Source organism: Pseudoxanthomonas suwonensis (assembly GCF_000972865.1).
GTDB classification, from domain to species: Bacteria; Pseudomonadota; Gammaproteobacteria; order Xanthomonadales; family Xanthomonadaceae; genus Pseudoxanthomonas; species Pseudoxanthomonas suwonensis_B.
The window spans coordinates 68,535-89,884 of sequence record NZ_CP011144.1 but is presented as its reverse complement, the minus strand read 5'-3'; the positions used below and the strand labels follow the sequence as shown (position 1 = coordinate 89,884).

Here is a 21,350-nt window from a genome sequence, read left to right as displayed (position 1 = left end):
GGGCCTGACGAGGGCCATCGGTTGCCGCGCCGTCGTCCAGGCGTATGCCGGGACCCAGCGACTTTCGCGGCAGCCGCCGGCGTCCACACACGTCAAGGCACTGGACCCCGGCCTGCGCCGGGGCGACGGATCAGCCCACCAAGCGTCCCAGCATGCGCAGCCCGCCGGTCCACACGCCGATCGCGGTACCCAGGCTGGTCAGGAAGAAGTTGAGCAGGATCCGCGCCACGCCGTTCCGCCACCAGCCCTTCACCGTCTGCACGTCGTCGCGCAGGGCCATGAAGTCGGCGTAGGTCGGCTTGCGCAGGGTGGCCTCGACCAGCGCGCTGATCGTGCCGGAGGCCAGCGCCGGATGCAGCGGGGTCAGCGGCGAGGCGAGGAACGCGGCGACGATGCTGAGCGGGTGCCCGCCGGCGATGGCGCAGCCGAGCGCGCCGAGCAGGCCGGTGGCCAGTACCCACTGCACGATCAGGTCCGAGCCCACGTCCAGCCCGCCCTGCCAGAAGCCCCAGACGAAGCCGCCGATCACGAACACGGTCAGCGCCAGGGTGAACCACGGGAAGCTCTTGCGGATCTCCACCGCCTCCAGTTCGGCGCGCACCGCGGCCGGCGCGGCGGTGTCCTCCCGCAGGTGCCGGGCCAGGCCGGGCAGGTGGCCGGCGCCGACCACCGCCAGCACCTCGCGCGCGCCGCGGCCGGTGTCGCGCAGGTTCGCCGCCATGTAGCGGTCGCGCTCGGCGATCACGCTCTCGTACAGCGCCGGGCTGTGCGCGGCGAATTCGCCGAAGCTGGATTCGAGCACGTCGCCGCGCTTGAGCTTCTCGATGTCGTCTTCGCCGATCTCCTCGTCGCCGACCATCGCCAGCAGGATGCCGGCGCCGGTCTTGGCGCGGCCCCACCAGCCCAGGCGCTGCATCGCGCGGCGGAAGGTCAGCCCGACCTCGCGGTCGATCAGGTGCACCGGCAGGTCGCGCGCGCGCGCCTCGTGCACGGCGGCCTTCAGTTCGGCACCAGGCTCGACGCCGAGCTGCTCGGCCAGCCGGCGCTGGTAGGCGGCCAGCGCCAGGTTGGCGGCAAACAGGTGGGTCTTGCCGTCGCGCAGGACCTTGACGATATCCATCCGCGCCAGCGCGTCCGGGTCGGTCAGCGAGTGCAGGCGGCCGGGGTCGAGTTCGACCGCCACCGCGTCGTAGCCGCCGCTGTCGATGGCCGCGCACACCGCGTCGATGCTGGCCTGGGAGATGTGCGCCGTACCCAGCAGGGTGTAGCGCACGCCATCGCGCTCGACGATCTGGTGCGGCTGGCCGTGCAGCGGATCGGTGCCGCTGGCGGGGGATTCGGTCGGGGTCATGGTCTCATCGGTCATGGGGGGGCTCGCCGCTGCCGGCGCCCAGTTCGCGCTGCATCTGCACCGTGTCCAGCCAGCGGTCGTGCTTCCAGGCGATGCCGCGGAAGATGCCGACCAGGCGGAAGCCGAACTTCTCGTGCAGGCGGATCGAGGCGGTGTTGGCCGGCTCGCCGATGACCGCGATCATCTGCCGGAAGCCGCGCGCCTCGCAGTCGGCGATCAGCCGCTCCAGCAGCGCCGCGCCGATCCCGCGGCCCTGGCGGCCGGCGGCCACGTACACCGAGTTCTCCACGGTCAGGCGGTAGCCGATGCGGGTGCGGTAGCTGCCGGCGTAGGCATAGCCGGCCACGCCCGCCTCATCCTCGGCGACCAGGTAGGGATAGCCGGCGTCGAGCGCGGCGCCCATGCGCCGTTCCATCTCGGCCTCGTCGGGAACGTCGTATTCGTAGGTGTTGACGTGGTCGCGGACTTCGGCGGCGTAGATCGCGGTGATCGCAGGCACGTCGGCCGGCGCGGCGTCGCGGACGGTGAGCGGCACGTGTACGGCCTTCAATCGATGTAGCGCTTGAGCAGGTCGCCGTAGGCGTCGATCCGGCGGTCGCGCAGGAATGGCCAGATCCGGCGCACGTGCTCGCTGCGCTGCAGGTCGACCTCGCAGACCAGCACGGTCGGCTCGCCGCCGGCTTCGGCGATGAACTCGCCCTGCGGGCCGAGCACGTGGCTGTTGCCCCAGAAGCGGATGCCCGACGCACCGAGCGGCGACGGCTCGTGGCCGACCCGGTTGCACGACAGCACCGGCACGCCGTTGGCCACGGCGTGGCCGCGGTGGCTGAGCACCCAGGCGTCGCGCTGGCGGTTCTGCTCGTCCAGCACGTCGTCCGGGTCCCAGCCGATCGCGGTGGGGTAGAGCAGCATTTCCGCGCCGGCCAGCGCCATCAGCCGCGCCGCTTCCGGGTACCACTGGTCCCAGCACACCAGCACGCCGAGGCGGCCGACCGAGGTGTCGACCGGCTGGAAGCCCAGGTCGCCCGGGGTGAAGTAGAACTTCTCGTAGAAGCCCGGGTCGTCGGGGATGTGCATCTTGCGGTACCTGCCCAGCAGGGTGCCGTCCTTCTCCAGCACCACCGCGGTGTTGTGGTACAGGCCGGCGGCGCGGCGCTCGAACAGCGAGCCGACGATGACCACGCCGTGCTTCTTCGCCAGTGCGCCGAGGCGTTCGGTGCTCGGCCCGGGGATCGGTTCGGCCAGGTCGAATTCGCACACCGACTCGTGCTGGCAGAAATAGGCGCCGTTGTGCAGCTCCTGCAGCAGCACCAGCTGCGCGCCCTGCGCGGCGGCCTCGGCCACCCGCGACTCGATCGCGGCCAGGTTGGCCGCGGCGTCGCCGTGGTTGCGCTCCTGGACCAGGGCGACGGTAAGGGTCTTGCGGCTCATCGGCGGGGCGTGTCGGTAGGGATCAGGGATGGTAACCCGATGCGGTTGCACCGGGCCTGAAAAGCCGTCTGCGGGGCGTGCGTTCGCATCCGACAGGCGCCCGGGGATCGGGATCGATTGCGTGCCGCCCGATGCTCGCTGTCCCACGTACATCCGACCCGTCACCCGTCGTCCCGGCGCACGCCGGGATCCAGCGATTTTCGCTTGTCGCGGCCTTTGCCGCTGCAAGGGATTGGAAGTCGCGGAGAGCCACTGGGTCCTGGCATGTGCCGGGACGACGGGATGCAACGGGGTCGAGCCTGTTGCCGGAGGGATCCGGAGGGATGCGGACCAGGGCCGGACTGCGGACCGGAATCGAAGCCTAGGCCGCGAGCCCGCGCGGCAGCTGCATGGTGATGCAGTGCAGGCTGCCGTTCTGCCAGATCAGCGGGCGGCAGGGCACCTGCACGATTTCGCGGCCGGGGAAGGCTTCGGCCAGCACGGCCGCGGCCTCGTCGTCGGCGGGGTCCCCGTAGGCCGGCATCAGCACTGCGCCATTGACGATGAGGAAGTTGGCGTAAGAAGCGGCCAGGCGGCGGTCCCCGTCGAGGATCGGTGCCGGCCACGGCAGCGGGAACAGCCGGTATGGCCGGCCATCGGCGGTGCGCAGCGCGGCGATCTCCGCGGCCATCGCCTGCAACTCGGCGTAGTGGCTGTCGGCCGGGTCGTCGCAGGCCTGGAACACGATCGCGTCGTCCGGCGCGAAGCGCGCCAGGGTGTCGATGTGGGCGTCGGTGTCGTCGCCCTCCAGGTAGCCGTGGTCGAGCCACAGCACGCGGTCCTGGGCCAGCCAGCCGCGCAGCTTCGCGTCCAGTTCGGTGCGGCTGGCGCCCGGGTGCCGCTCGTGCAGGCAATGCCGGGTGGTCAACAGGGTGCCGGCGCCGTCGGTCTCGATGCCGCCACCTTCCAGGGCGAAGTCGATGCGCTGGCGCGTGGCGTGCCCGAACAGGCCTTGTGCGGCGAGCGCTTCGACCAGTTGGTCGTCGCGCCCGGCCTCGAACTTGCCGCCCCAGGCGGTGAAGCGGAAGTCGAGCACGCGGAAACCCTGGCCCTCGCGCAGGGTGACCGGGCCGGAATCGCGCAGCCAGGTGTCGTCATAGTCGAAGGGGATGAAGCGCACCTTCGCCATGTCCACCCGCGCCGAGCGCAGGCGCGCCTCGGCATAGGTCTGCAGGTCATCGTCGGCCACGCAGATCCAGGCGTCCTGGAAGCGGGTGATGGCGGCGACCAGGGCGATGTAGGTCTCCTCGACCTCGGCCAGGCGCCCGGCCCAGTCGGTGCCGGCATGCGGCCAGGCGATGAGGATCGCGGACTGGGGTTCCCATTCCGCGGGGAAGCGCAGGTTCTCGGTCATTCCAGGGAGGTACTCAACCACGCCGGGCCGAAGCCCGGGCTTTTCCTTTGGTTCCCCGCACATCCACGCGCGGGCTCTTGCGAGGGATTCGCACGTTTGAACCCCCGCACATGGATGTGCAGGTTCCTGCGAGGGACTCGCATCAACGAATCGGCGGCTTCGGACCGACCTCGTTGGGACCGGCCTTGTGCGCGACCACGTCGATCACCTTGTTCTTCTCGAAGTAGACGATGAACTCGGGATAGACCCAGCGGTTGATCGTCGGCCACTGCCGCTTCTGGCCGCCGCGCGGATCCAGCTTCTCCCGCGGGGCGCCGAAGCGGGCCTCGACCTCGGTCATGGTCAGGCCGCGCGCGGGGGTGGCGACGGCGGCCTTCTGGTTGGCGCGGTCGACCAGCAGGGTGTCAGCCTGGGCGCCGCCGCACACGGCGAGCAGGGCCAGCAGGATCAGGGTGTTCGGGCGGTGCTTCATGGCGGTGCTCTCCCCGTGATGGATGGCCGCGGGCGGCCGTGGACGCAGGCTGGATGGACGACCGGCTGATTGTAAGCAGAAGCGCGCGTGCCAAGTGGGGCCGGCGTCAACATCCGCGCGCCCGACCCGGGCCCCGGAAACGCGGAAGGCCGCATCGCTGCGGCCTTCGCGTCACACCGCGCACCGGCATGGCCGGGCGCCTGCCGGCTTCAGCGCTGGCGGGCCTTGAAGCGCGGGTTGGACTTGCAGATCACGAAGACCTTTCCGCGGCGGCGGACCACCTTGCAGTCGCGGTGACGGGCCTTCGCCGACTTCAGGGAGGACAGGACTTTCATGACACACCTCGGAGGACGACGGATGGGATGCCAGGGCCGATCTGGCCAAGGCGTGCAAACAAGCCCGCCATTCTAGCCGGCTTTCCTTTTCAGTTTCAAGTGCTTGCGGTCCGGCGCCGGGCGGGGCGGGGTGACCGGGCTACAATCCGCCGCCCAGACCCCCGCGGAGCCTCCATGTCGACCCCTGTCCCGGTGCTCACCATCGATGGTCCGTCCGGCGCCGGCAAGGGCACGGTCAGCCGCTTTGTGGCCTCGCGCCTGGGCTGGCACTACCTGGATTCGGGGGCACTGTACCGGGCAGTGGGGGTGGCGGCCAGCTGGGCCGACCTGGACCTGTCCGACCCGGCGGCGCTGGTTCGCTGCACCTTCGATACCGAGGTCCGGTTCGAGGAAGATGGCGGCAGTTTGCGGGTTTTTGTCAACGGTACCGACGCCACGGAGGAACTGCGGCTGGAGACCACCGGCACCCTGGCCTCGGCGATCGCAGCCATCCCGGAGGTCCGGGCCGCCCTGAAGGAGCGGCAGCGCGCCTACCGCCTGCCGCCCGGCCTGGTGGCCGACGGCCGTGACATGGGCACGGTCATCTTCCCGGACGCTCCGACCAAGGTGTTCCTGACCGCCAGCGCCGAAGAGCGCGCCCGCAGGCGCCATAACCAGTTGAAGGAAAAAGGGGTTTCGGTTACATTTGACGGTCTGCTGCGGGAGATCCTGTCCCGCGACGCCCGTGATGCCCAGCGCACGGTGGCACCGTTGAAGCCGGCCGACGACGCCGTTCTCCTCGACACCACCGGCCTGTCCATCGACGAGGTCGTCGACCGCGTGCTGGCCCTGGTGCCGGCGCGCGCCGACTGACCGGCCGACCCCGGCCGGATCGAACGCCGCAGGTGGCGCACCCGCGCCAAGGCTCCGCCGTGGATCGTCCGCGGCGGTTTTTCCAATCAACCACACAAGGCCCTCGCGGGCCGATCAGGGGGGCGGGACGCGGTCATGCGCGCATCCGTCCGTGTGTTCAACCGAGTATTCAACAATGACCGAATCTTTTGCCGAACTGTTCGAACAGAGCCAGGCCAACCTGGCCAAGCTGAAGCCGGGCGCGATCGTCGTCGGCACCGTCGTGGAAGTCCGCGGCGATGTCGTGGTGATCAACGCCGGCCTGAAGTCCGAAGGCATCGTGCCGATCGAGCAGTTCCGGAATGACGCCGGCGAGATCGACGTGGGCGTGGGCGACCAGGTCAAGGTCGCGCTCGACTCCATCGAGAACGGCTTTGGCGAGACCGTGCTGTCGCGCGAGAAGGCCAAGCGCGCGATGGTGTGGGACGAGCTGGAGGAAGCCCTCGAGAAGAACGAGACCATCACCGGCCGCATCAGCGGCAAGGTCAAGGGTGGTTTCACCGTCGACATCAAGGACGTCCGCGCGTTCCTGCCCGGTTCGCTGGTCGATGTGCGCCCCGTGCGCGACCCGGCCTACCTGGAAGGCAAGGAGCTGGAGTTCAAGCTCATCAAGCTGGACCGCAAGCGCAACAACGTGGTCGTCTCCCGCCGCGCGGTGGTCGAGAGCGAGCACTCCGAGGAGCGCGAGCAGCTGATGGAGAAGCTGCAGGAAGGCGCCGTGCTGAAGGGCGTGGTCAAGAACCTGACCGACTACGGCGCGTTCGTGGACCTGGGCGGCATCGACGGCCTGCTGCACATCACCGACATGGCCTGGAAGCGCGTGCGCCATCCGTCCGAGGTGGTCAACGTCGGCGACGAGCTGGACGTGCGCGTGCTGAAGTTCGACCGCGAGCGCAACCGCGTCTCGCTGGGCCTGAAGCAGCTGGGCGAGGATCCGTGGGACAACATCGCCCGCCGCTACCCGGCCAACAGCCGCGTGTTCGGCAAGGTCTCCAACGTCACCGACTACGGCGCGTTCGTCGAAATCGAGCCGGGCGTCGAGGGCCTGGTGCACGTGTCCGAGATGGACTGGACCAACAAGAACGTCAATCCGTCCAAGGTGGTGCAGGTCGGCGACGAGGTCGAGGTCATGGTCCTGGACGTGGACGAGGAGCGCCGCCGCATCTCGCTGGGCATGAAGCAGGTCGCCGCCAATCCGTGGGAGACCTTCGCCGCGATCCACAAGAAGAACGACAAGGTGTCCGGCCAGATCAAGTCGATCACCGACTTCGGCATCTTCATCGGCCTGGACGGCGGCATCGACGGCCTGATCCATCTGTCCGACATCAGCTGGAACACCACCGGCGAGGACATCCTGCGCAACTACAAGAAGGGCGACACGCTGGACGCGGTCGTGCTGGCGGTCGATCCGGAACGCGAGCGCATCAGCCTGGGCCTGAAGCAGATGGAGCAGGATCCGTTCGGCCAGTACATGGCCGCCCACCCGAAGGGCTCGAAGGTCGAGGGCACGGTCAAGGAAGTGGATGCCAAGGGCGCCACGATCGAGCTGGCCGACGGCATCGAGGGCTACGTCTCGGCGCGCGACATCAGCCACGACCGCGTGGACGACGCCAGCCAGCACCTGAAGGTCGGCGACAAGGTCGAGGCCAAGTTCGTGGGCATGGACCGCAAGGGCCGCAGCCTGCAGCTGTCGATCAAGGCCAAGGACGAAGCCGAGACCGCCGAGGCGCTGGCCGAGTACAACAAGTCCGCCGCCGAAGCCGCCGCCGGCACCACCAGCCTGGGCGCGCTGCTGCGCGCGCAGCTGGGCGGCAAGTCCGAGTAAGAAGCTACATGGTGTAGAAGCCACAGCCACCACGGCGGCCCGGGATCCCCGGGCCGCCGTGGCCTGTCAACCCGCATCCAGCCAAGCCTGAGATGACCAAGTCCGAACTGATCGAGATCCTGGCCCGCCGCCAGTCGCACCTGAAGGCCGAGGACGTGGACCTCGCCGTCAAGTCGCTGCTGGAAATGATGGGCGGCGCGCTCGCGTCCGGCGAGCGGATCGAGATCCGCGGTTTCGGCAGTTTTTCCCTGCATTACCGCCCGCCGCGGCTGGGACGCAACCCCAAGACCGGCGATTCGGTCGCCCTGCCGGGCAAGCACGTGCCCCACTTCAAGCCGGGCAAGGAACTGCGCGAGAAGGTCAGCGACGTGCTGCCGGCCCCGGCCTCGGCCGAAGACGGCGCCTGACCGGTCTCGTCGGCCGCACTCCGGTCCGTTAAGCTTTCCCCGACGTTCGCAGGAGTCGGGACATGACCATTCTTCGTCTGTTGCTGCTGGCCGCGTTCCTGGCTGCCGGCCTGGTGGTCGGTTCGCTCAATCCGCAGCGGATCGTCCTCGACTTCGGCATCGTCGAAGTCGTTACCACGACCGGCATCGCGGTCATGGTGTCGCTGCTGGCAGGGGTCCTGCTGGGGGGCGGCATCGTCATGGCGACCACCGTGCTGCCGCTGCAGGCGCGCCTGCGTCGTGCCAGCCGGCCCGCCGCCGACGCGACGACCGCTCCGGCGGCCCCGGAAAGCCCACGGCCGCCCTACCAGGGAACCTGAGTCCATGGAATTCCTCAACGAGTGGTTCTGGTTCTTCCTGCTGCTGCCGCTGGCTGCCCTGACCGGCTGGGTGGTGGGGCGGCGCGGCGGCCAGCGCCACGGCGACACCCAGGTCAGCCGCCTGTCCAGCACCTACTTCCGTGGCCTGAACTACCTGCTCAACGAGCAGCCGGACAAGGCGATCGAGCTGTTCCTGCACATCGCCGAGCTGGACAAGGAAACCTTCGAGACCCAGGTGGCACTCGGCCACCTGTTCCGGCGCCGCGGCGAGGTCGACCGCGCGATCCGCCTGCACCAGGGCCTGGTCCAGCGCAACGACCTCAGCGACCAGCAGCGGGTCCAGGCGCTGCTCGCGCTGGGCGAGGACTACATGAAGTCCGGCCTGCTGGACCGCGCCGAGACCGTGTTCACCGACCTGGCCAGGATCGACGAGCGCGCACCGCAGGCGCTGCGGCACCTGATCGGCATCTACCAGGCCGAGCGCGACTGGGAGCGGGCGATCGACAACGCCGCCCGTTACGAGGAAGTGGCTGGCGAGCCCATGGGCAAGCTGGTGGCGCAGTTCGAGTGCGAACTGGCCGAGCGCCACCGCGCCAACGGCGACCTCGGCGGCGCCCGCGCCGCGATCGCCCGCGCCTACCAGGCCGACGCGACCTGCGTGCGCGCGGGCATCCTCGAAGGCCGGATCGAGGCCGACGCGCGCAACCCGGAGGGCGCGATCCGCGCCTTCGAGCGCGCCGCGCGCCACGATCCCGATTACCTGCCCGAATTCCTGCCCAGCCTGCTGGCCTGCTATGGCGAGGTCGGTGACAACGCCGGCGCGCGCGCCTTCCTGGCCGAGATGAGCGAGCACTACCGCGGCATCGCCCCGGTGCTGGCGTTGACCCGGCTGATCGAAGGGCAGGAGGGGGCGAGGGCGGCCCGCGACTATCTCGGGCGGCAGCTCAAGGACCGGCCCTCGGTCCGTGGCGAGGCCGCGCTGATCGACCTCACCCTGGCGGTGGGCGCCGACAGCACCGCGACCCTGCACGACCTCAAGCACATCACCGACCAGTTGCTGGTGCGCAATCCGAGCTACCGCTGCACCCGCTGCGGTTTCGGCGCGCGCACCCACCACTGGCAATGCCCCAGCTGCAAGGAGTGGGGGACGGTGAAGCCGCTGCTCAACTACGCGGTCGTCTGATGGCGATGGTGGCCTGGCTGGCACTCCTTGCGGGGGTGTCGGTGGTGGCGACGTGGCTGGCGCTGGCCTATGCCCGACGCCGCAACCTCGTCGACCAGCCCGGCGAACGCCGCAGCCATGCCGTGCCCACGCCGCGGGGCGGCGGGATCGGCATTACCGCCGCACTGCTGGCCGGCTGCCTGGCCGCATTGTGGGTCGGAGTGGCGGCCATGCCGGTGTTGTGCTTTGCCGGGGGGCTGCTGCTGGTCGCGGGCATCGGTTGGGTGGATGACCACCGGCCGCTGTCGCCCTGGTCGAGGCTGGCCGTGCAGTGCCTGGCCGGGATCCTGCTCGCGTGGGGACTGCATGGTGTCGACGGACGCTGGGGCTGGGCCCTGCTGGCTGCCGGCCTGGTCCCGGTGCTGGTCAACGTCTGGAACTTCATGGACGGGATAGACGGACTGGCCACCACCCAGGCGTTGCTGGCCGCCGCGGCCTTGGCCTTGCTGGTGCCCGACACGGCCTATGGCGCGCTCGCCCTGGCGGCGGCCGCGGCCGGCTTCCTTCCCTTCAATTTCCCCCGGGCCCGGATCTTCCTCGGCGATGTCGGCAGCGGCACCCTCGGCTACGCACTGGCCGCCCTGGTCGCCTGGGGCGCGCCGGCGAAGGGCTTGCCGTACGCGCTGGTACTGCTGCTGCCGCTATCGGCGTTCCTGGTTGACGCGACGTTGACACTGGGTTCGCGCATGCTGGCCGGCGAGCGCTGGTGGCAACCGCATACCTCGCACCTCTACCAGCGCTGGGTAAAAGCGGGACGCAGTCACGCATTCGTAACCTCCGTCTACGCTGCATTCAGCATCACCACTATTATCCTTGCGCTGTTTTTGGAGAGAGCCACGCCATGGCTCGTAGGGGGGGGCATGGCGGCCTGGTTCACTGTCGCGCTCCTTGGCTGGCTCCGCTTGCGTCGGCGCCTCTTCCCAGGGAAAGGGATTTGAAAGGGCACGAATGAACCACGGAACAAGCTCGACAGCCGTCATGACCCGCATCGCGGTCGTGGCCCACGACCTGGTCATGGTCTATGTCTGCTGGCAGCTGATCCACGTGCTGCGCTACGCCAGCCGGCACGAGGGCTACCAGTGGATGGAGTTCTCGCCGACGATCGCCCTGGTGCTGGTGGCGCAGGGTCTGGTGTTCTGGCGGGTGGGGCTGTACCGCGGCCTGTGGCGCTTCGCCAGCGTGCCGGACCTGTGGAACATCCTGAAGGCGGGCATTTTCGGCCTGCTGGCCATCGCCCTGGGACTGGCCGTCTACAACCGGCTCGAGTCGGTACCGCGGACGGTACTGGTGGTGTACCCGTTCGCGCTCACCGTGCTGCTCGGCATGCCGCGCCTGCTGTACCGCGTCTGGAAGGATCACCATGTCAGGCAGCGCGGTATGGCGACGCGCCGCGTCCTGGTGCTCGGCGCCGGGCGCGCCGGCGAGGCGCTGGTCCGCGACCTGCGCCGTTCCGGCGCCTATGAGCCGGTCGGCTTCCTCGACGACGCGCCGCGGCTGCGCGGATCGCGCCTGCACGGCCTGGCGGTGCTGGGCCGGCTGGAGGACGCGGTGAAGGTGGCGAAGGAGACCGCGGCAGGCATGCTGGTCATCGCGATGCCGTCGCTGGACGCCGCCGGGATGCAGCGGGTGATGGCGATCTGCGAGCGCACCGGACTGCCGTTCCGCACCGTGCCGCGGCTGACCGACGTGCTCGAGGGGCAGGCACTGCCCGGCGAGCTCAAGGAAGTGGCGATCGAGGATCTGCTCGGGCGCAAGCCCGTCACCCCGGACTGGAAGCTGATCCGTGGCTGGCTGGGCGGGCGTACCGTGATGGTGACCGGCGCCGGCGGTTCGATCGGCTCGGAACTGTGCCGGCAATGCGCGCGCCACGGCGCGCGCCGGCTGGTGCTGCTGGAAATCGACGAACTGGCGCTGATCACCATCCACGGCGACCTGATGCGAGCCTTCCCCGACCTGGAGATCGATGCGGTCCTGGGCGACTGCGGCGATCCGGCGGTGACGGCGCATGCGTTGCGCCTGGGGCAGCCGGACGCGGTGTTCCATGCCGCCGCCTACAAGCAGGTGCCGCTGCTCGAGACCCAGCTGCGCGAGGCCGTGCGCAACAACGTGCTGTCCACCGATACGGTCGGCCGGCTGTGCGGCGAGAACGGCGTGGGCACGTTCGTGTTCATTTCCACCGACAAGGCGGTGGATCCGGCCAACGTGCTCGGTGCGACCAAGCGCTTCGCCGAGATGATCGCCCAGTCGCTGGACGCCAAGATCCACGGCACCCGCTTCGTCACCGTGCGCTTCGGCAACGTGCTCGACTCGGCCGGCAGCGTGGTGCCACTGTTCCGCGAGCAGATCCGCAAGGGCGGGCCGGTGACGGTGACCGATCCGGAGGTTACCCGCTACTTCATGACCATCCCGGAGGCCTGCCAGCTGATCGTGCAGGCGGCCGCCTCCGGTTCGCATGCGGCCATCTACACCCTGGACATGGGCGAGCCCGTGCCGATCCGGCTGTTGGCCGAGCAGATGATCCGGCTGGCCGGCAAGCAGCCGGGACGCGACATCGCCGTCGTCTACACCGGGCTGCGGCCCGGCGAGAAGCTGCACGAGACGCTGTTCTACGCGGACGAGCACTACCGGCCGACCTCGCATTCCAAGATCCTGGAGGCAGGCGCCCGCGAATCCTCGACCGAGCAGGTCAGGGCGGGCGTGGAGCGCATGCGCGACGCCGTGGCACGCTATGATGAAACGGGACTTCGCCACGTACTGCGCGAATTGATCCCCGAATTCATCCCTGCGGAACTGGCCGAAGTGCCCGAAACGAGCGCTGTCGTGGTTCAGTTTCCCGCGCGCGAGGCACGATCGACACAATGACGTCCAGAAGGATCAGGAAGGCTGTTTTCCCCGTCGCGGGGCTCGGTACCCGTTTTCTCCCCGCCACCAAGACCGTCCCCAAGGAGATGCTGCCGATCATCGACCGGCCGCTGATCCAGTACGCGGTAGACGAGGCGATCGAGGCCGGTTGCGACACCCTGGTGTTCATCACCAACCGCTACAAGCACGCGGTCGCCGACTATTTCGACAAGGCCTACGAACTGGAGCAGAAGCTCGAGCGGGCGGGCAAGACCGAGCAGCTCGAACTGGTCCGGCATGTGCTCCCCGAGGGCGTGCGCGCGATCTTCGTCACCCAGGCCGAGGCGCTGGGACTGGGCCATGCAGTGCTGTGCGCGAAGGAGGTCATCGGCGACGAGCCTTTCGCCGTCCTGCTGCCCGACGACCTGATCTGGAACCGCGGCCCGGGCGCGCTCAAGCAGATGGCCGACGCGGCCGAAGCCTCCGGCGCCAGCATGATCGCGATCCAGGACGTGCCCCGCGAGGCGACCGGCAGCTACGGCATCGTCGCCACCGAGGCCTTCGACGGCAGGCAGGGGCGGATCAACGCCATCGTCGAGAAACCGAGGCCGGAGTCGGCGCCGAGCAACCTGGCGGTGGTCGGCCGCTACGTGTTGAGCCCGCGCATCTTCGCCCTGCTCGAGGCGACCACGCCCGGCACGGGCGGGGAGATCCAGCTCACCGACGCCATCGCCGCGCTGCTGGCCGAGCAGCCGGTGCACGCCTACCGCTTCCAGGGCACGCGCTTCGACTGCGGCACCCACATCGGCCTGATCGAGGCCACGATCCGCTACGCGCTGGACCACGAGAAGCTCAGCGATCCGGCGCGCGACATGATGCAGCGCGCCCTGGGCGAACTGGGCGTCAGGGACCAGGAGTGAGCTGGGAGGCCGCCCCGGTCGGCGTATGCAAGGCAGTGAACGGAGACGGCGCCTAGAGGGCGCCGTCTTCGTCTACCGCACCTGCCGGTCCGGGCTCAGAGCGCCTCGAAGATCCCCGCCGCGCCCATGCCAGTACCAATACACATGGTGACCATGCCGTACTTCTGCTGCCTGCGGCGCAGGCCATGGACCAGGGTCGCGGTGCGGATCGCGCCGGTGGCGCCCAGCGGATGGCCCAGGGCGATGGCGCCGCCCAGCGGGTTGACCTTGGCCGGGTCCAGCTGGCTGTCGCGGATCACCGCCAGCGCCTGCGCGGCGAAGGCCTCGTTGAGCTCGATCCAGTCCAGCTGGTCCCTGGACAGGCCGGCCTGCTTCAGCGCCTTCGGGATCGCCGCGATCGGGCCGATGCCCATCACCTCCGGACGCACCCCGGCCACCGAGAAGCTGACGAAGCGGGCGAGGGGAGTCAGGCCGTAATCCTTGATCGCCTGCTCGGAGGCCAGCAGCACCGCGCCGGCGCCGTCGCTCATCTGCGAGGAGTTGCCGGCGGTGACGCTGCCGCCGAACTGGCCGTTGCGGAACACCGGTCGCAGCCTGGCCAGGCCTTCCAGCGAGGTATCCGGACGCGGGCCTTCGTCGGTGTCGACCCGCTTCTTCCGCAGCTGGACGGTGTTGCCGGCCAGGTCGGGCAGGTGCGAGAGCACTTCGTAGGGCGTGATCTCCGAGCTGAATTCGCCGGCGGCAATCGCGGCCAGCGCCTTCTGGTGCGAGGCCACCGCGAAGGCGTCCTGCTCCTCGCGCGAGACCTTCCATTCCTCGGCGACCTTCTCGGCGGTGATGCCCATGCCGTAGGCGATGGCGACGTGGTCGTCGCGGAAGACCGACGGCGACAGGGCGACCTTGTTGCCCATCATCGGCACCATCGACATCGACTCGGTGCCGCCTGCCAGCATCAGGTCGGCGTTGCCCAGGCGGATCTGGTCGGCGGCCAGGGCCACGGCCTGCAGGCCGGAGGAGCAGAAGCGGTTGATGGTCTGCGCGGCGACGGTGTCGGGCAGGCCGGCCAGCAGCACGCCGATGCGGGCCACGTTCATGCCCTGCTCGCCCTCGGGCATGGCGCAGCCGATGACCGCGTCGTCGATGCGGCCCACGTCGATGCCTGGCGCCTGCGCGACCACGGCCTTGAGCACGTGGGCCAGCATGTCGTCCGGACGGGTGTTGCGGAACACGCCCTTGGGCGCCTTGCCGACCGGGGTGCGGGTGGCGGCGACGATGTAGGCGTCCTGTACTTGCTTGCTCATGTTCGTATGTCCTCGTTCGTCGCTCAGTTGCGCAGCGGCTTGCCGGTCTTGAGCATGTGGCCGATGCGGGCCTGGGTCTTCTCCTGCTGGGCCAGCTCGACGAAATGCTTCCTTTCGAGCCCGATCAGCCATTCCTCGTCGACCAGCGCGCCGCGGTCGACCTCGCCACCGCACAGCACCGTGGCGATGCGCGTGGCGATCTCGTCGTCGTACGGGCTGATGAAGCGGCCCTCGAGCATGTTCACCAGCAGCATGCGGAAGGTGGCGACGCCGACGTCGCCGGCGACCTGCACCCGACGCGCCGGCAGCGGCGGCCGGTAGCCGGCCTCGGCCAGCGCGCGCGCCTGCGCCTTGGCCACGTGCAGCAGTTCGAAGGCGTTGAACACGATCGTGTCGTCCGCGCGCAGCAGGCCCAGTTCCTTGGCTTCCAGCGCCGAGGCCGAGACCTTGGCCATGGCCACCGCCTCGAAGGTCTTCTTCAGCTCGGCGAACACGTCGCCGCCCGGACCGGCCGCGCGCGAGGCGCGCACCGCCAGTTCCTTCAGGCCGCCGCCCGCCGGCAGCAGGCCCACGCCGGCCTCGACCAGGCCGATGTAGCTCTCCAGGTGGGCCACGGTGCGCGCGGCGTGCATCTGGAATTCGCAGCCGCCGCCCAGCGCCAGGCCGCGCACCGCCGCGACCACCGGCACCAGTGCGTACTTGATCCGCTGGCTGGTGCGCTGGAAGTTGGCGACCATCGCCTCGAACGCGTCGACCTTGCCGGCCTGCAGCAGGCCCAGGGCGCCGGCCAGGTCGGCGCCTGCGGAGAACGGTTCCTTCTGCTGCCAGATCACCAGGCCCTGGAAGTCGCGTTCGGCGATCGCGATCGCCTCCTGCAGCCCGTCGAGCACCTGGTCGGACACGGTGTTCATCTTGGTCTTGAACGAGACCACCGCGATGCCGTCGCCGTCGTGCCACAGGCGCACGCCGTCGTTCTCGAACACGGTCTGGCCCGGGTCGAACCGCTCGCCCAGCAGCGGATCGGGGAAACGCTGGCGCCGGTAGACGGGCAGGGAGGAACGCGGCACCAGCGCATCCTGCGCCGGGCTGTAGCTGCCCTCGGCGGCATGCACGTCGTCGCGGCCGTCCAGCACCCAGGCCGGCAGCGGCGCATCGCTCATGGTCTTGCCGGCGGCGATGTCGTCGGCGATCCACTGCGCCACCTGCTTCCAGCCGGCGGCCTGCCAGGTCTCGAACGGGCCCAGCGACCAGCCGTAGCCCCAGCGGATCGCCAGGTCCACGTCGCGCGCGGTCTGCGCGATGTCGGCCAGGTGGTAGGCGCTGTAGTGGAACAGGTCGCGGAACGCGGCCCACAGGAACTGAGCCTGCGGGTGCGCGCTCTCGCGCAGCCTGGCGAACTTCTCGGCGGGGTTCCTGATCTTGAGGATCTCGACCACCTCGTCGGCGGCCTTGCGGTCGGCGGCCCGGTAGTCCTGCTTCTCGAGATCCAGGACCACGATGTCCTTGCCGACCTTGCGGAAGATGCCGGCGCCGGCCTTCTGGCCCAGCGCGCCCTTGCCGACCAGCGCGGCCAGCCAGTCCGGCGACTGGAAGTAGCTGTGCCACGGATCGTTCGGCAGGGTGTCGGCCATGGTCTTGATGACGTGGGCCATGGTGTCCAGGCCGACCACGTCGGAGGTGCGGTAGGTGGCCGACTTCGGCCGGCCGACCAGCGGCCCGGTCAGCGCGTCGACCTCGTCGAAGCCCAGGCCGAACTGGCGGGTGTGGTGGATTACCGACAGGATCGAGAACACGCCGATCCGGTTGCCGATGAAGTTCGGAGTGTCCTTGGCGTAGACCACGCCCTTGCCGAGCTGGGTGGTCAGGAATGTCTCCAGACCTTCCAGCACGGCCTTGTCGGTGGTCCTGGCGGGGATCAGCTCGGCCAGGTGCATGTAGCGCGGCGGGTTGAAGAAGTGCACGCCGCAAAAGCGGTGGCGCAGCTGCTCGGGCAGTACCTCGGCCAGCCTGTTGACGCCCAGGCCGGAGGTGTTGGAGGCCAGCACCGCGTGGTCGGCCACGAACGGGGCGATCTTCCTGTACAGGTCCTGCTTCCAGTCCATCCGCTCGGCGATCGCCTCGATGATCAGGTCGCAGTCCTTGAGCTGCTCCAGCCCGGTGTCGTAGTTGGCCGGGGTGATCGCCTCGGCCAGGGACTTGCCGGCCAGCGGGGCGGGGCTGAGCTTGCCCAGGTGGGCGAGGGCCTTGAGCACCACGCCGTCGGCCGGACCCTCCTTGGCGGCCAGGTCGAACAGGACGGTGTCCACGCCCGCGTTGGTCAGGTGGGCGGCGATCTGCGCGCCCATGACGCCGGCGCCCAGGACCGCGGCACGGCGTACAAGCAGTTTCTCAGACATGTCTTTCAACCTATTGAAGTGACAGTGGTTACTTGGCCGGGGTTTGGAGGCCCGCGGCAGCGAAACGGATCAGTTCGCGCGCCGCGCGGGCGCGGTGGGTGGCCTCGCTGGCGCCGGCCGGCCGCTTGATCAGGCCGAAGTCGGACATGGCGTAGGTCAGGGCGCCGGCCAGGAAGTCCAGGCGCCAGTACAGCGTTTCCTTGTCCAGCCCCGGCAGGCAGGCGGACAGGGCCTTGCCGAACTCGCGCAGCACGTGGCCGTAGTGGTCGGACAGGAACTTGCGCAGGCTTTCGTTGTGTTCGGCATAGGCGCGGGCGATCACCCGGACGAAGGACGCGCCGCCGTTGCGGTCCTGGGCCAGGGCCAGGGCCGGCTCGATGAACGCGGCCAGGACCGGTTCGAGTTCGCCGGGGTGGTCGCGCAGCGCCGCTTCCAGCTGCTGCAGGCGCTGGGCGGTCATCTCGTCCATGCGCCGGCGGAAGACCTCGTTGACCAGGTTTTCCTTGGAGCCGAAGTGGTAGTTGACCGCGGCGATATTGACCGCCGCCAGGCTGGTGACCTGGCGCAGCGAGGTGCCGGCGAACCCGTGCTGGGCGAACAGTTCCTCGGCCGCGCCGAGGATCCGGTCCTTGGTGGAGAAGTGTGCTGGCCTGCCCATGCCCTGCATCCGGATTAATCAAACGATTGTTTTATCCTAGGCCGACACTCCGGCCGGGTCATTTTGCAGTGCAGCATGAAGGAGTGCGCGAGCCGGTCTGCAAACTTGCACCAGCAATGTTAGAATTGCGCTACGCATTTGAAGCTAAGCCCGCGTCCCGACGCGGGTTTTTCCGTGCTAACCTCCGGGCCGTCCTGGTCCGGAACGTCCGTCCGTCACTAGAGAAGAAGTCCATGGCGCTGGAGCGCACCCTTTCGATCGTCAAGCCCGATGCCGTCGCCAAGAACGTCATCGGCGAAATCTACTCCCGTTTCGAGAAGACCGGCCTGAAGGTCGTGGCCGCCAAGTACAAGCAGCTGTCGCGCCGCGAGGCCGAGGGCTTCTACGCCGTGCACCGCGAGCGCCCGTTCTTCAACGCGCTGGTCGAGTTCATGATCTCCGGCCCGGTGATGATCCAGGTGCTGGAAGGCGAGAACGCCGTGGCCGCGCACCGTGAGCTGCTGGGCGCGACCAATCCGAAGGAAGCCGCGCCGGGCACCATCCGCGCCGACTTCGCCGAGTCGATCGACGCCAACGCCGCGCACGGCTCGGACTCGGTCGAGAACGCCGCCATCGAAGTGGCCTACTTCTTCGCCGCCACGGAAGTGGTCTCGCGCTGACCCGGATGTAGGAACGTGGCCGAACTGCAGCAGATCCCCAGCGTCACCGTCACCGGCGAACCGCTCGCCGGCGTAGCGGTGCGCCAGAACCTGCTCGACCTCGACCGCGAGGGCCTGGAGCGCTTCTTCGCCGAGACCCTCGGCGAGCAGCGCTACCGCGCCCACCAGGTGATGAAGTGGATCCACCACCGCTACGTCACCGACTTCGACCAGATGACCGACCTCGGCAAGGCGCTGCGCGCCAAGCTGCACGCGCATGCCGAGGTCGTCGTCCCCAACGTGGTGTTCGACAAACCCTCCGCCGATGGCACCCACAAGTGGCTGCTGGCGATGGGTGCCGACGGCAAGAACGCCATCGAGACCGTCTACATCCCCGACAAGGGGCGCGGCACCCTGTGCGTGTCCTCGCAGGTCGGCTGCGGCCTGAACTGCACTTTCTGTTCGACCGCCACCCAGGGCTTCAACCGCAACCTGACCACCGCCGAGATCGTCGGCCAGGTCTGGGTCGCCGCCCGCCACCTGGGCAACGTGCCGCACCAGCAGCGCCGGCTCACCAACGTGGTGATGATGGGCATGGGCGAGCCGCTGATGAACTTCGACAACGTCGTGCGCGCGATGAGCGTGATGCGCGACGACCTCGGCTACGGCCTGGCCAACAAGCGGGTCACGCTGTCGACCTCGGGCCTGGTGCCGATGATCGACCGGCTCTCGGCCGAGAGCGACGTGTCGCTGGCCGTCTCGCTGCACGCGCCCACCGACGAACTGCGCGAGACCCTGGTGCCGCTCAACAGGAAGTACCCGATCGCCGAGCTGATGGCCTCCTGCGCGCGCTACCTGCGGGCCAACAAGAAGCGCGACTCGGTGACCTTCGAGTACACCCTGATGAAGGGCGTCAACGACCAGCCCGAGCATGCCCGCCAACTCGCGGCACTGATGCGCCGGTTCGACAACGCGGTGCAGGCGCGCGATTCGGGCAAGGTCAACCTGATCCCGTTCAACCCGTTCCCGGGCACCCGCTACGAGCGCTCGGACGAGGCGCAGATCCGCGCCTTCCAGAAGATCCTGCTCGATTCGCAGGTGCTGACCATGGTCCGTCGCACCCGCGGCGATGACATCGACGCGGCCTGCGGCCAGCTCAAGGGCCAGGTCATGGACCGCACCCGGCGCCAGGCTGAGTTCCGCCGCAGCCTGCAGAAGGGCCAGGTCGACGGACATGCGGCCTGACCCGCGACTGGTGCTGCTGGCGGGCGCGCTGCTGCTGGCGGCGTGCTCGAAGTCGCCGACGGTCAAGCCGCCTAAGATCAAGGGCAGCGAACAGATCGCGCCCGACTACCGCTATTCCGACAGCGAGCAGACCAAGCGCCGCGTGCAGGTCCGCGAGCTGCTCGGCCTGGCCTCGCAGCGATTCGCCAGCGGGGAACTGGCCGAGGCCGAGAAGCAGGCCAACAGTGCACTGAAGCTCGACCCGGGTGCGGCCGATGCCTACACGCTGCTCGGCGCCATCGCGGCGCGGCGCGGCAACATCGCCCAGGCCGGCGAGCATTACCGTCGCGCCGCCGAGTTGGCGTCCGACCGTGGCGAGGTGCTCAACAACTACGGTGCCTGGCTGTGCGGCAACGGCTATCCGGCCGAGGCGCTGGTCTGGTTCGACCGCGCGCTGGCCGTGCCCGGCTACCGGTCGCCGGGCGCGGCGCTGGCCAACGCCGGCGGCTGCGCGCTCAAAAGCGGGCAACGCGAACGCGCCGAGCGTGACCTCCGTCGCGCTCTGGACATCGAACCCGGCAATGCCTATGCACTGGCCAGCATGGCGGAGTATCAATATGGCCAGGGGCGATATTTCGAGGCACGCGCGTTCGCGGAACGCAGGCTGGCGGCTGCGCCTGCCGATGCATCCGTGTTACAACTCGCGGCCAGGATCGAAGACAGGCTTGGCGACAGGGTGGCCGCCAGTCGATACCAGCAGCGGCTGAGGGCGGAGTTCCCGCAGGCCGCGCTCGTCAGAACCGGGGAAGATCCACAGTGATCCACGAGTCCAGCGCGAACATCCAGGGCGATGCGCGGGGGTGTGGCGTACGCTTGCGCGAAGCGAGAATCGCGGCGGGCCTGAGCCTGCAGGAAGTCGCCACCAAGTTGCGCATGCCGGTGCACGTGGTCCAGGCGCTGGAGGACGGGCGCTGGCAGGTGATCGGTGCCAGCGTGTTCGTGCGCGGCCAGCTGCGCAGCTATGCGCGCCTGCTGGACGTGGACGTGGAACCGTTCCTGGACACGGAAGTGGCACCGGCCGCGCCGGTGGACCTGGTGAGCCACGCGCACGCACCGCGTTACCAGCGGCTGATGGAGAACATGGGCCGCCGCGCCGTGTACGTGGTGATCACCGCGGCCATCGCGGTGCCGGTATGGCTGGCCACGCGCTCGCATTTCGCCGATGCGCCGCCGACCACCGCCTCGCTCGATGCGGTGCCGCCGGAAACGGTGCCCGCGCTGCCGGCGCAATCGCCGGTCCTGCCGGCCACCGGCGTCGGCAGCGGCGTGGCCGGCACCGGCGATGTCGAGCCGGCCGGTCCCTACGTGGCGTCGCTGGCGCCGCCGGTCAGCCGCGCAGCGCCGTCGGCCGCCGGCAAGCTGGTGCTCGACTTCAACGGCGAAAGCTGGATGCAGGTCGTCGCACGGGACGGCTCCACCCTCGAGCAGGGCCTGATGCATGCCGGCGACAGTCGCAGCTTCGATGCGGCCGGCGTGGGCCGCGTAGTACTGGGCAATGCCTCGGTGGTACGCGTTCAGCAAGCAGGCAGTATCGTGGACACGACGCCGTACCAGCGGGCGAACGTGGCCCGCTTTGCGGTATCCTCTGACGGTTCCGTCACCGCCGAATAACCGACGCGTGCCGGT

The 21,350-nt window shown here is 69.2% G+C and carries 21 protein-coding genes; 12 read left to right on the top strand and 9 right to left on the bottom strand.

The annotated features are described in order from the left end of the window. Nucleotides 1-130: 130 nt before the first annotated feature. The 6 genes from WQ53_RS00375 to ykgO form a co-directional block, all read right to left on the bottom strand. Nucleotides 131-1,366, bottom strand: coding sequence for a TraB/GumN family protein (locus WQ53_RS00375; RefSeq protein ID WP_052629496.1), 1,236 nt, complete (start codon nt 1,364-1,366; stop codon nt 131-133). Further along, nucleotides 1,356-1,886, bottom strand: a complete 531-nt coding sequence (locus WQ53_RS00370; protein ID WP_052633790.1) for a GNAT family N-acetyltransferase — start codon at nt 1,884-1,886, stop codon at nt 1,356-1,358. The genes WQ53_RS00375 and WQ53_RS00370 overlap by 11 nt, the downstream gene beginning before the upstream one ends. An 11-nt stretch (nt 1,887-1,897) precedes the next feature. Then, nucleotides 1,898-2,782 carry a carbon-nitrogen hydrolase gene (locus tag WQ53_RS00365; protein WP_052629495.1) on the bottom strand — a complete coding sequence of 295 codons (885 nt, stop codon included), beginning with the start codon at nt 2,780-2,782 and terminating at the stop codon, nt 1,898-1,900. 361 nt (nt 2,783-3,143) lie between these two features. Continuing rightward, a complete protein-coding gene (locus WQ53_RS00360) occupies nt 3,144-4,175 on the bottom strand; it encodes an agmatine deiminase family protein (protein WP_052629494.1) in 1,032 nt (343 codons plus the stop codon). 142 nt (nt 4,176-4,317) lie between these two features. Continuing rightward, nucleotides 4,318-4,647, bottom strand: a complete 330-nt coding sequence (locus WQ53_RS00355) for a hypothetical protein (RefSeq protein ID WP_052629493.1) — start codon at nt 4,645-4,647, stop codon at nt 4,318-4,320. A 209-nt stretch (nt 4,648-4,856) separates the two neighbouring features. Continuing rightward, complete coding sequence (gene ykgO, locus WQ53_RS00350) at nt 4,857-4,982, bottom strand: type B 50S ribosomal protein L36 (RefSeq protein ID WP_010342887.1); 126 nt, start codon at nt 4,980-4,982, stop codon at nt 4,857-4,859. Between the two features lie 174 nt (nt 4,983-5,156). Between ykgO and cmk the strand changes: the two genes are divergently transcribed. The 8 genes from cmk (at nt 5,157) to galU (ending at nt 13,447) form a co-directional block, all read left to right on the top strand. After that, a complete protein-coding gene (cmk, locus tag WQ53_RS00345; protein WP_052629492.1) occupies nt 5,157-5,834 on the top strand; it encodes a (d)CMP kinase in 678 nt (225 codons plus the stop codon). A gap of 175 nt (nt 5,835-6,009) precedes the next feature. Next, nucleotides 6,010-7,698 (top strand): 30S ribosomal protein S1, encoded by a 1,689-nt coding sequence (gene rpsA, locus WQ53_RS00340; protein ID WP_052629491.1) that lies wholly within the window; start codon nt 6,010-6,012, stop codon nt 7,696-7,698. Between the two features lie 92 nt (nt 7,699-7,790). Continuing rightward, complete coding sequence (locus WQ53_RS00335; protein WP_052629490.1) at nt 7,791-8,105, top strand: integration host factor subunit beta; 315 nt, start codon at nt 7,791-7,793, stop codon at nt 8,103-8,105. Between the two features lie 62 nt (nt 8,106-8,167). After that, nucleotides 8,168-8,464 carry a hypothetical protein gene (locus WQ53_RS00330; protein ID WP_052629489.1) on the top strand — a complete coding sequence of 99 codons (297 nt, stop codon included), beginning with the start codon at nt 8,168-8,170 and terminating at the stop codon, nt 8,462-8,464. A gap of 4 nt (nt 8,465-8,468) precedes the next feature. Continuing rightward, nucleotides 8,469-9,647 carry a lipopolysaccharide assembly protein LapB gene (lapB, locus tag WQ53_RS00325; RefSeq protein ID WP_052629488.1) on the top strand — a complete coding sequence of 393 codons (1,179 nt, stop codon included), beginning with the start codon at nt 8,469-8,471 and terminating at the stop codon, nt 9,645-9,647. After that, on the top strand, nt 9,647-10,624 hold the full coding sequence (locus tag WQ53_RS00320) for a glycosyl transferase (protein ID WP_082112773.1): 978 nt from the start codon (nt 9,647-9,649) through the stop codon (nt 10,622-10,624). Before lapB ends, WQ53_RS00320 begins: the two co-directional genes overlap by 1 nt. Before the next feature lie 10 nt (nt 10,625-10,634). Next, nucleotides 10,635-12,548, top strand: coding sequence for a polysaccharide biosynthesis protein (locus WQ53_RS00315; RefSeq protein WP_052629487.1), 1,914 nt, complete (start codon nt 10,635-10,637; stop codon nt 12,546-12,548). Then, the gene (gene galU, locus WQ53_RS00310) at nt 12,545-13,447 is read left to right on the top strand and encodes a UTP--glucose-1-phosphate uridylyltransferase GalU (RefSeq protein WP_052629486.1); all 903 of its coding nucleotides are present in this window, start codon (nt 12,545-12,547) and stop codon (nt 13,445-13,447) included. Before WQ53_RS00315 ends, galU begins: the two co-directional genes overlap by 4 nt. Before the next feature lie 95 nt (nt 13,448-13,542). Here the strand turns inward: galU and WQ53_RS00305 are convergent, their stop codons facing one another. From WQ53_RS00305 to WQ53_RS00295, 3 genes are read right to left on the bottom strand one after another with little or no spacing between them, the layout of a single operon-like run. Next, nucleotides 13,543-14,748: an acetyl-CoA C-acyltransferase gene (locus WQ53_RS00305; protein ID WP_052629485.1), complete on the bottom strand. Its 1,206-nt coding sequence runs from the start codon at nt 14,746-14,748 to the stop codon at nt 13,543-13,545. A 23-nt stretch (nt 14,749-14,771) separates the two neighbouring features. Then, nucleotides 14,772-17,144: a 3-hydroxyacyl-CoA dehydrogenase/enoyl-CoA hydratase family protein gene (locus WQ53_RS00300; RefSeq protein WP_052629484.1), complete on the bottom strand. Its 2,373-nt coding sequence runs from the start codon at nt 17,142-17,144 to the stop codon at nt 14,772-14,774. A 28-nt stretch (nt 17,145-17,172) separates the two neighbouring features. Beyond that, on the bottom strand, nt 17,173-17,802 hold the full coding sequence (locus tag WQ53_RS00295; RefSeq protein WP_052633788.1) for a TetR/AcrR family transcriptional regulator: 630 nt from the start codon (nt 17,800-17,802) through the stop codon (nt 17,173-17,175). 233 nt (nt 17,803-18,035) lie between these two features. On the opposite strand from WQ53_RS00295, the gene ndk reads away from it, so the two are divergent. Genes ndk through WQ53_RS00275 form a run of 4 tightly spaced genes read left to right on the top strand, consistent with a single transcriptional unit; the run spans nt 18,036 to nt 21,335 of the window. Continuing rightward, complete coding sequence (gene ndk / locus WQ53_RS00290; protein ID WP_052629483.1) at nt 18,036-18,461, top strand: nucleoside-diphosphate kinase; 426 nt, start codon at nt 18,036-18,038, stop codon at nt 18,459-18,461. Between the two features lie 15 nt (nt 18,462-18,476). Further along, nucleotides 18,477-19,685, top strand: coding sequence for a 23S rRNA (adenine(2503)-C(2))-methyltransferase RlmN (gene rlmN / locus WQ53_RS00285; RefSeq protein ID WP_052629482.1), 1,209 nt, complete (start codon nt 18,477-18,479; stop codon nt 19,683-19,685). Then, a complete protein-coding gene (gene pilW, locus WQ53_RS00280; RefSeq protein WP_052629481.1) occupies nt 19,675-20,484 on the top strand; it encodes a type IV pilus biogenesis/stability protein PilW in 810 nt (269 codons plus the stop codon). Before rlmN ends, pilW begins: the two co-directional genes overlap by 11 nt. Further along, the gene (locus tag WQ53_RS00275) at nt 20,481-21,335 is read left to right on the top strand and encodes a helix-turn-helix domain-containing protein (RefSeq protein WP_052629480.1); all 855 of its coding nucleotides are present in this window, start codon (nt 20,481-20,483) and stop codon (nt 21,333-21,335) included. Before pilW ends, WQ53_RS00275 begins: the two co-directional genes overlap by 4 nt. Nucleotides 21,336-21,350 lie beyond the last annotated feature (15 nt).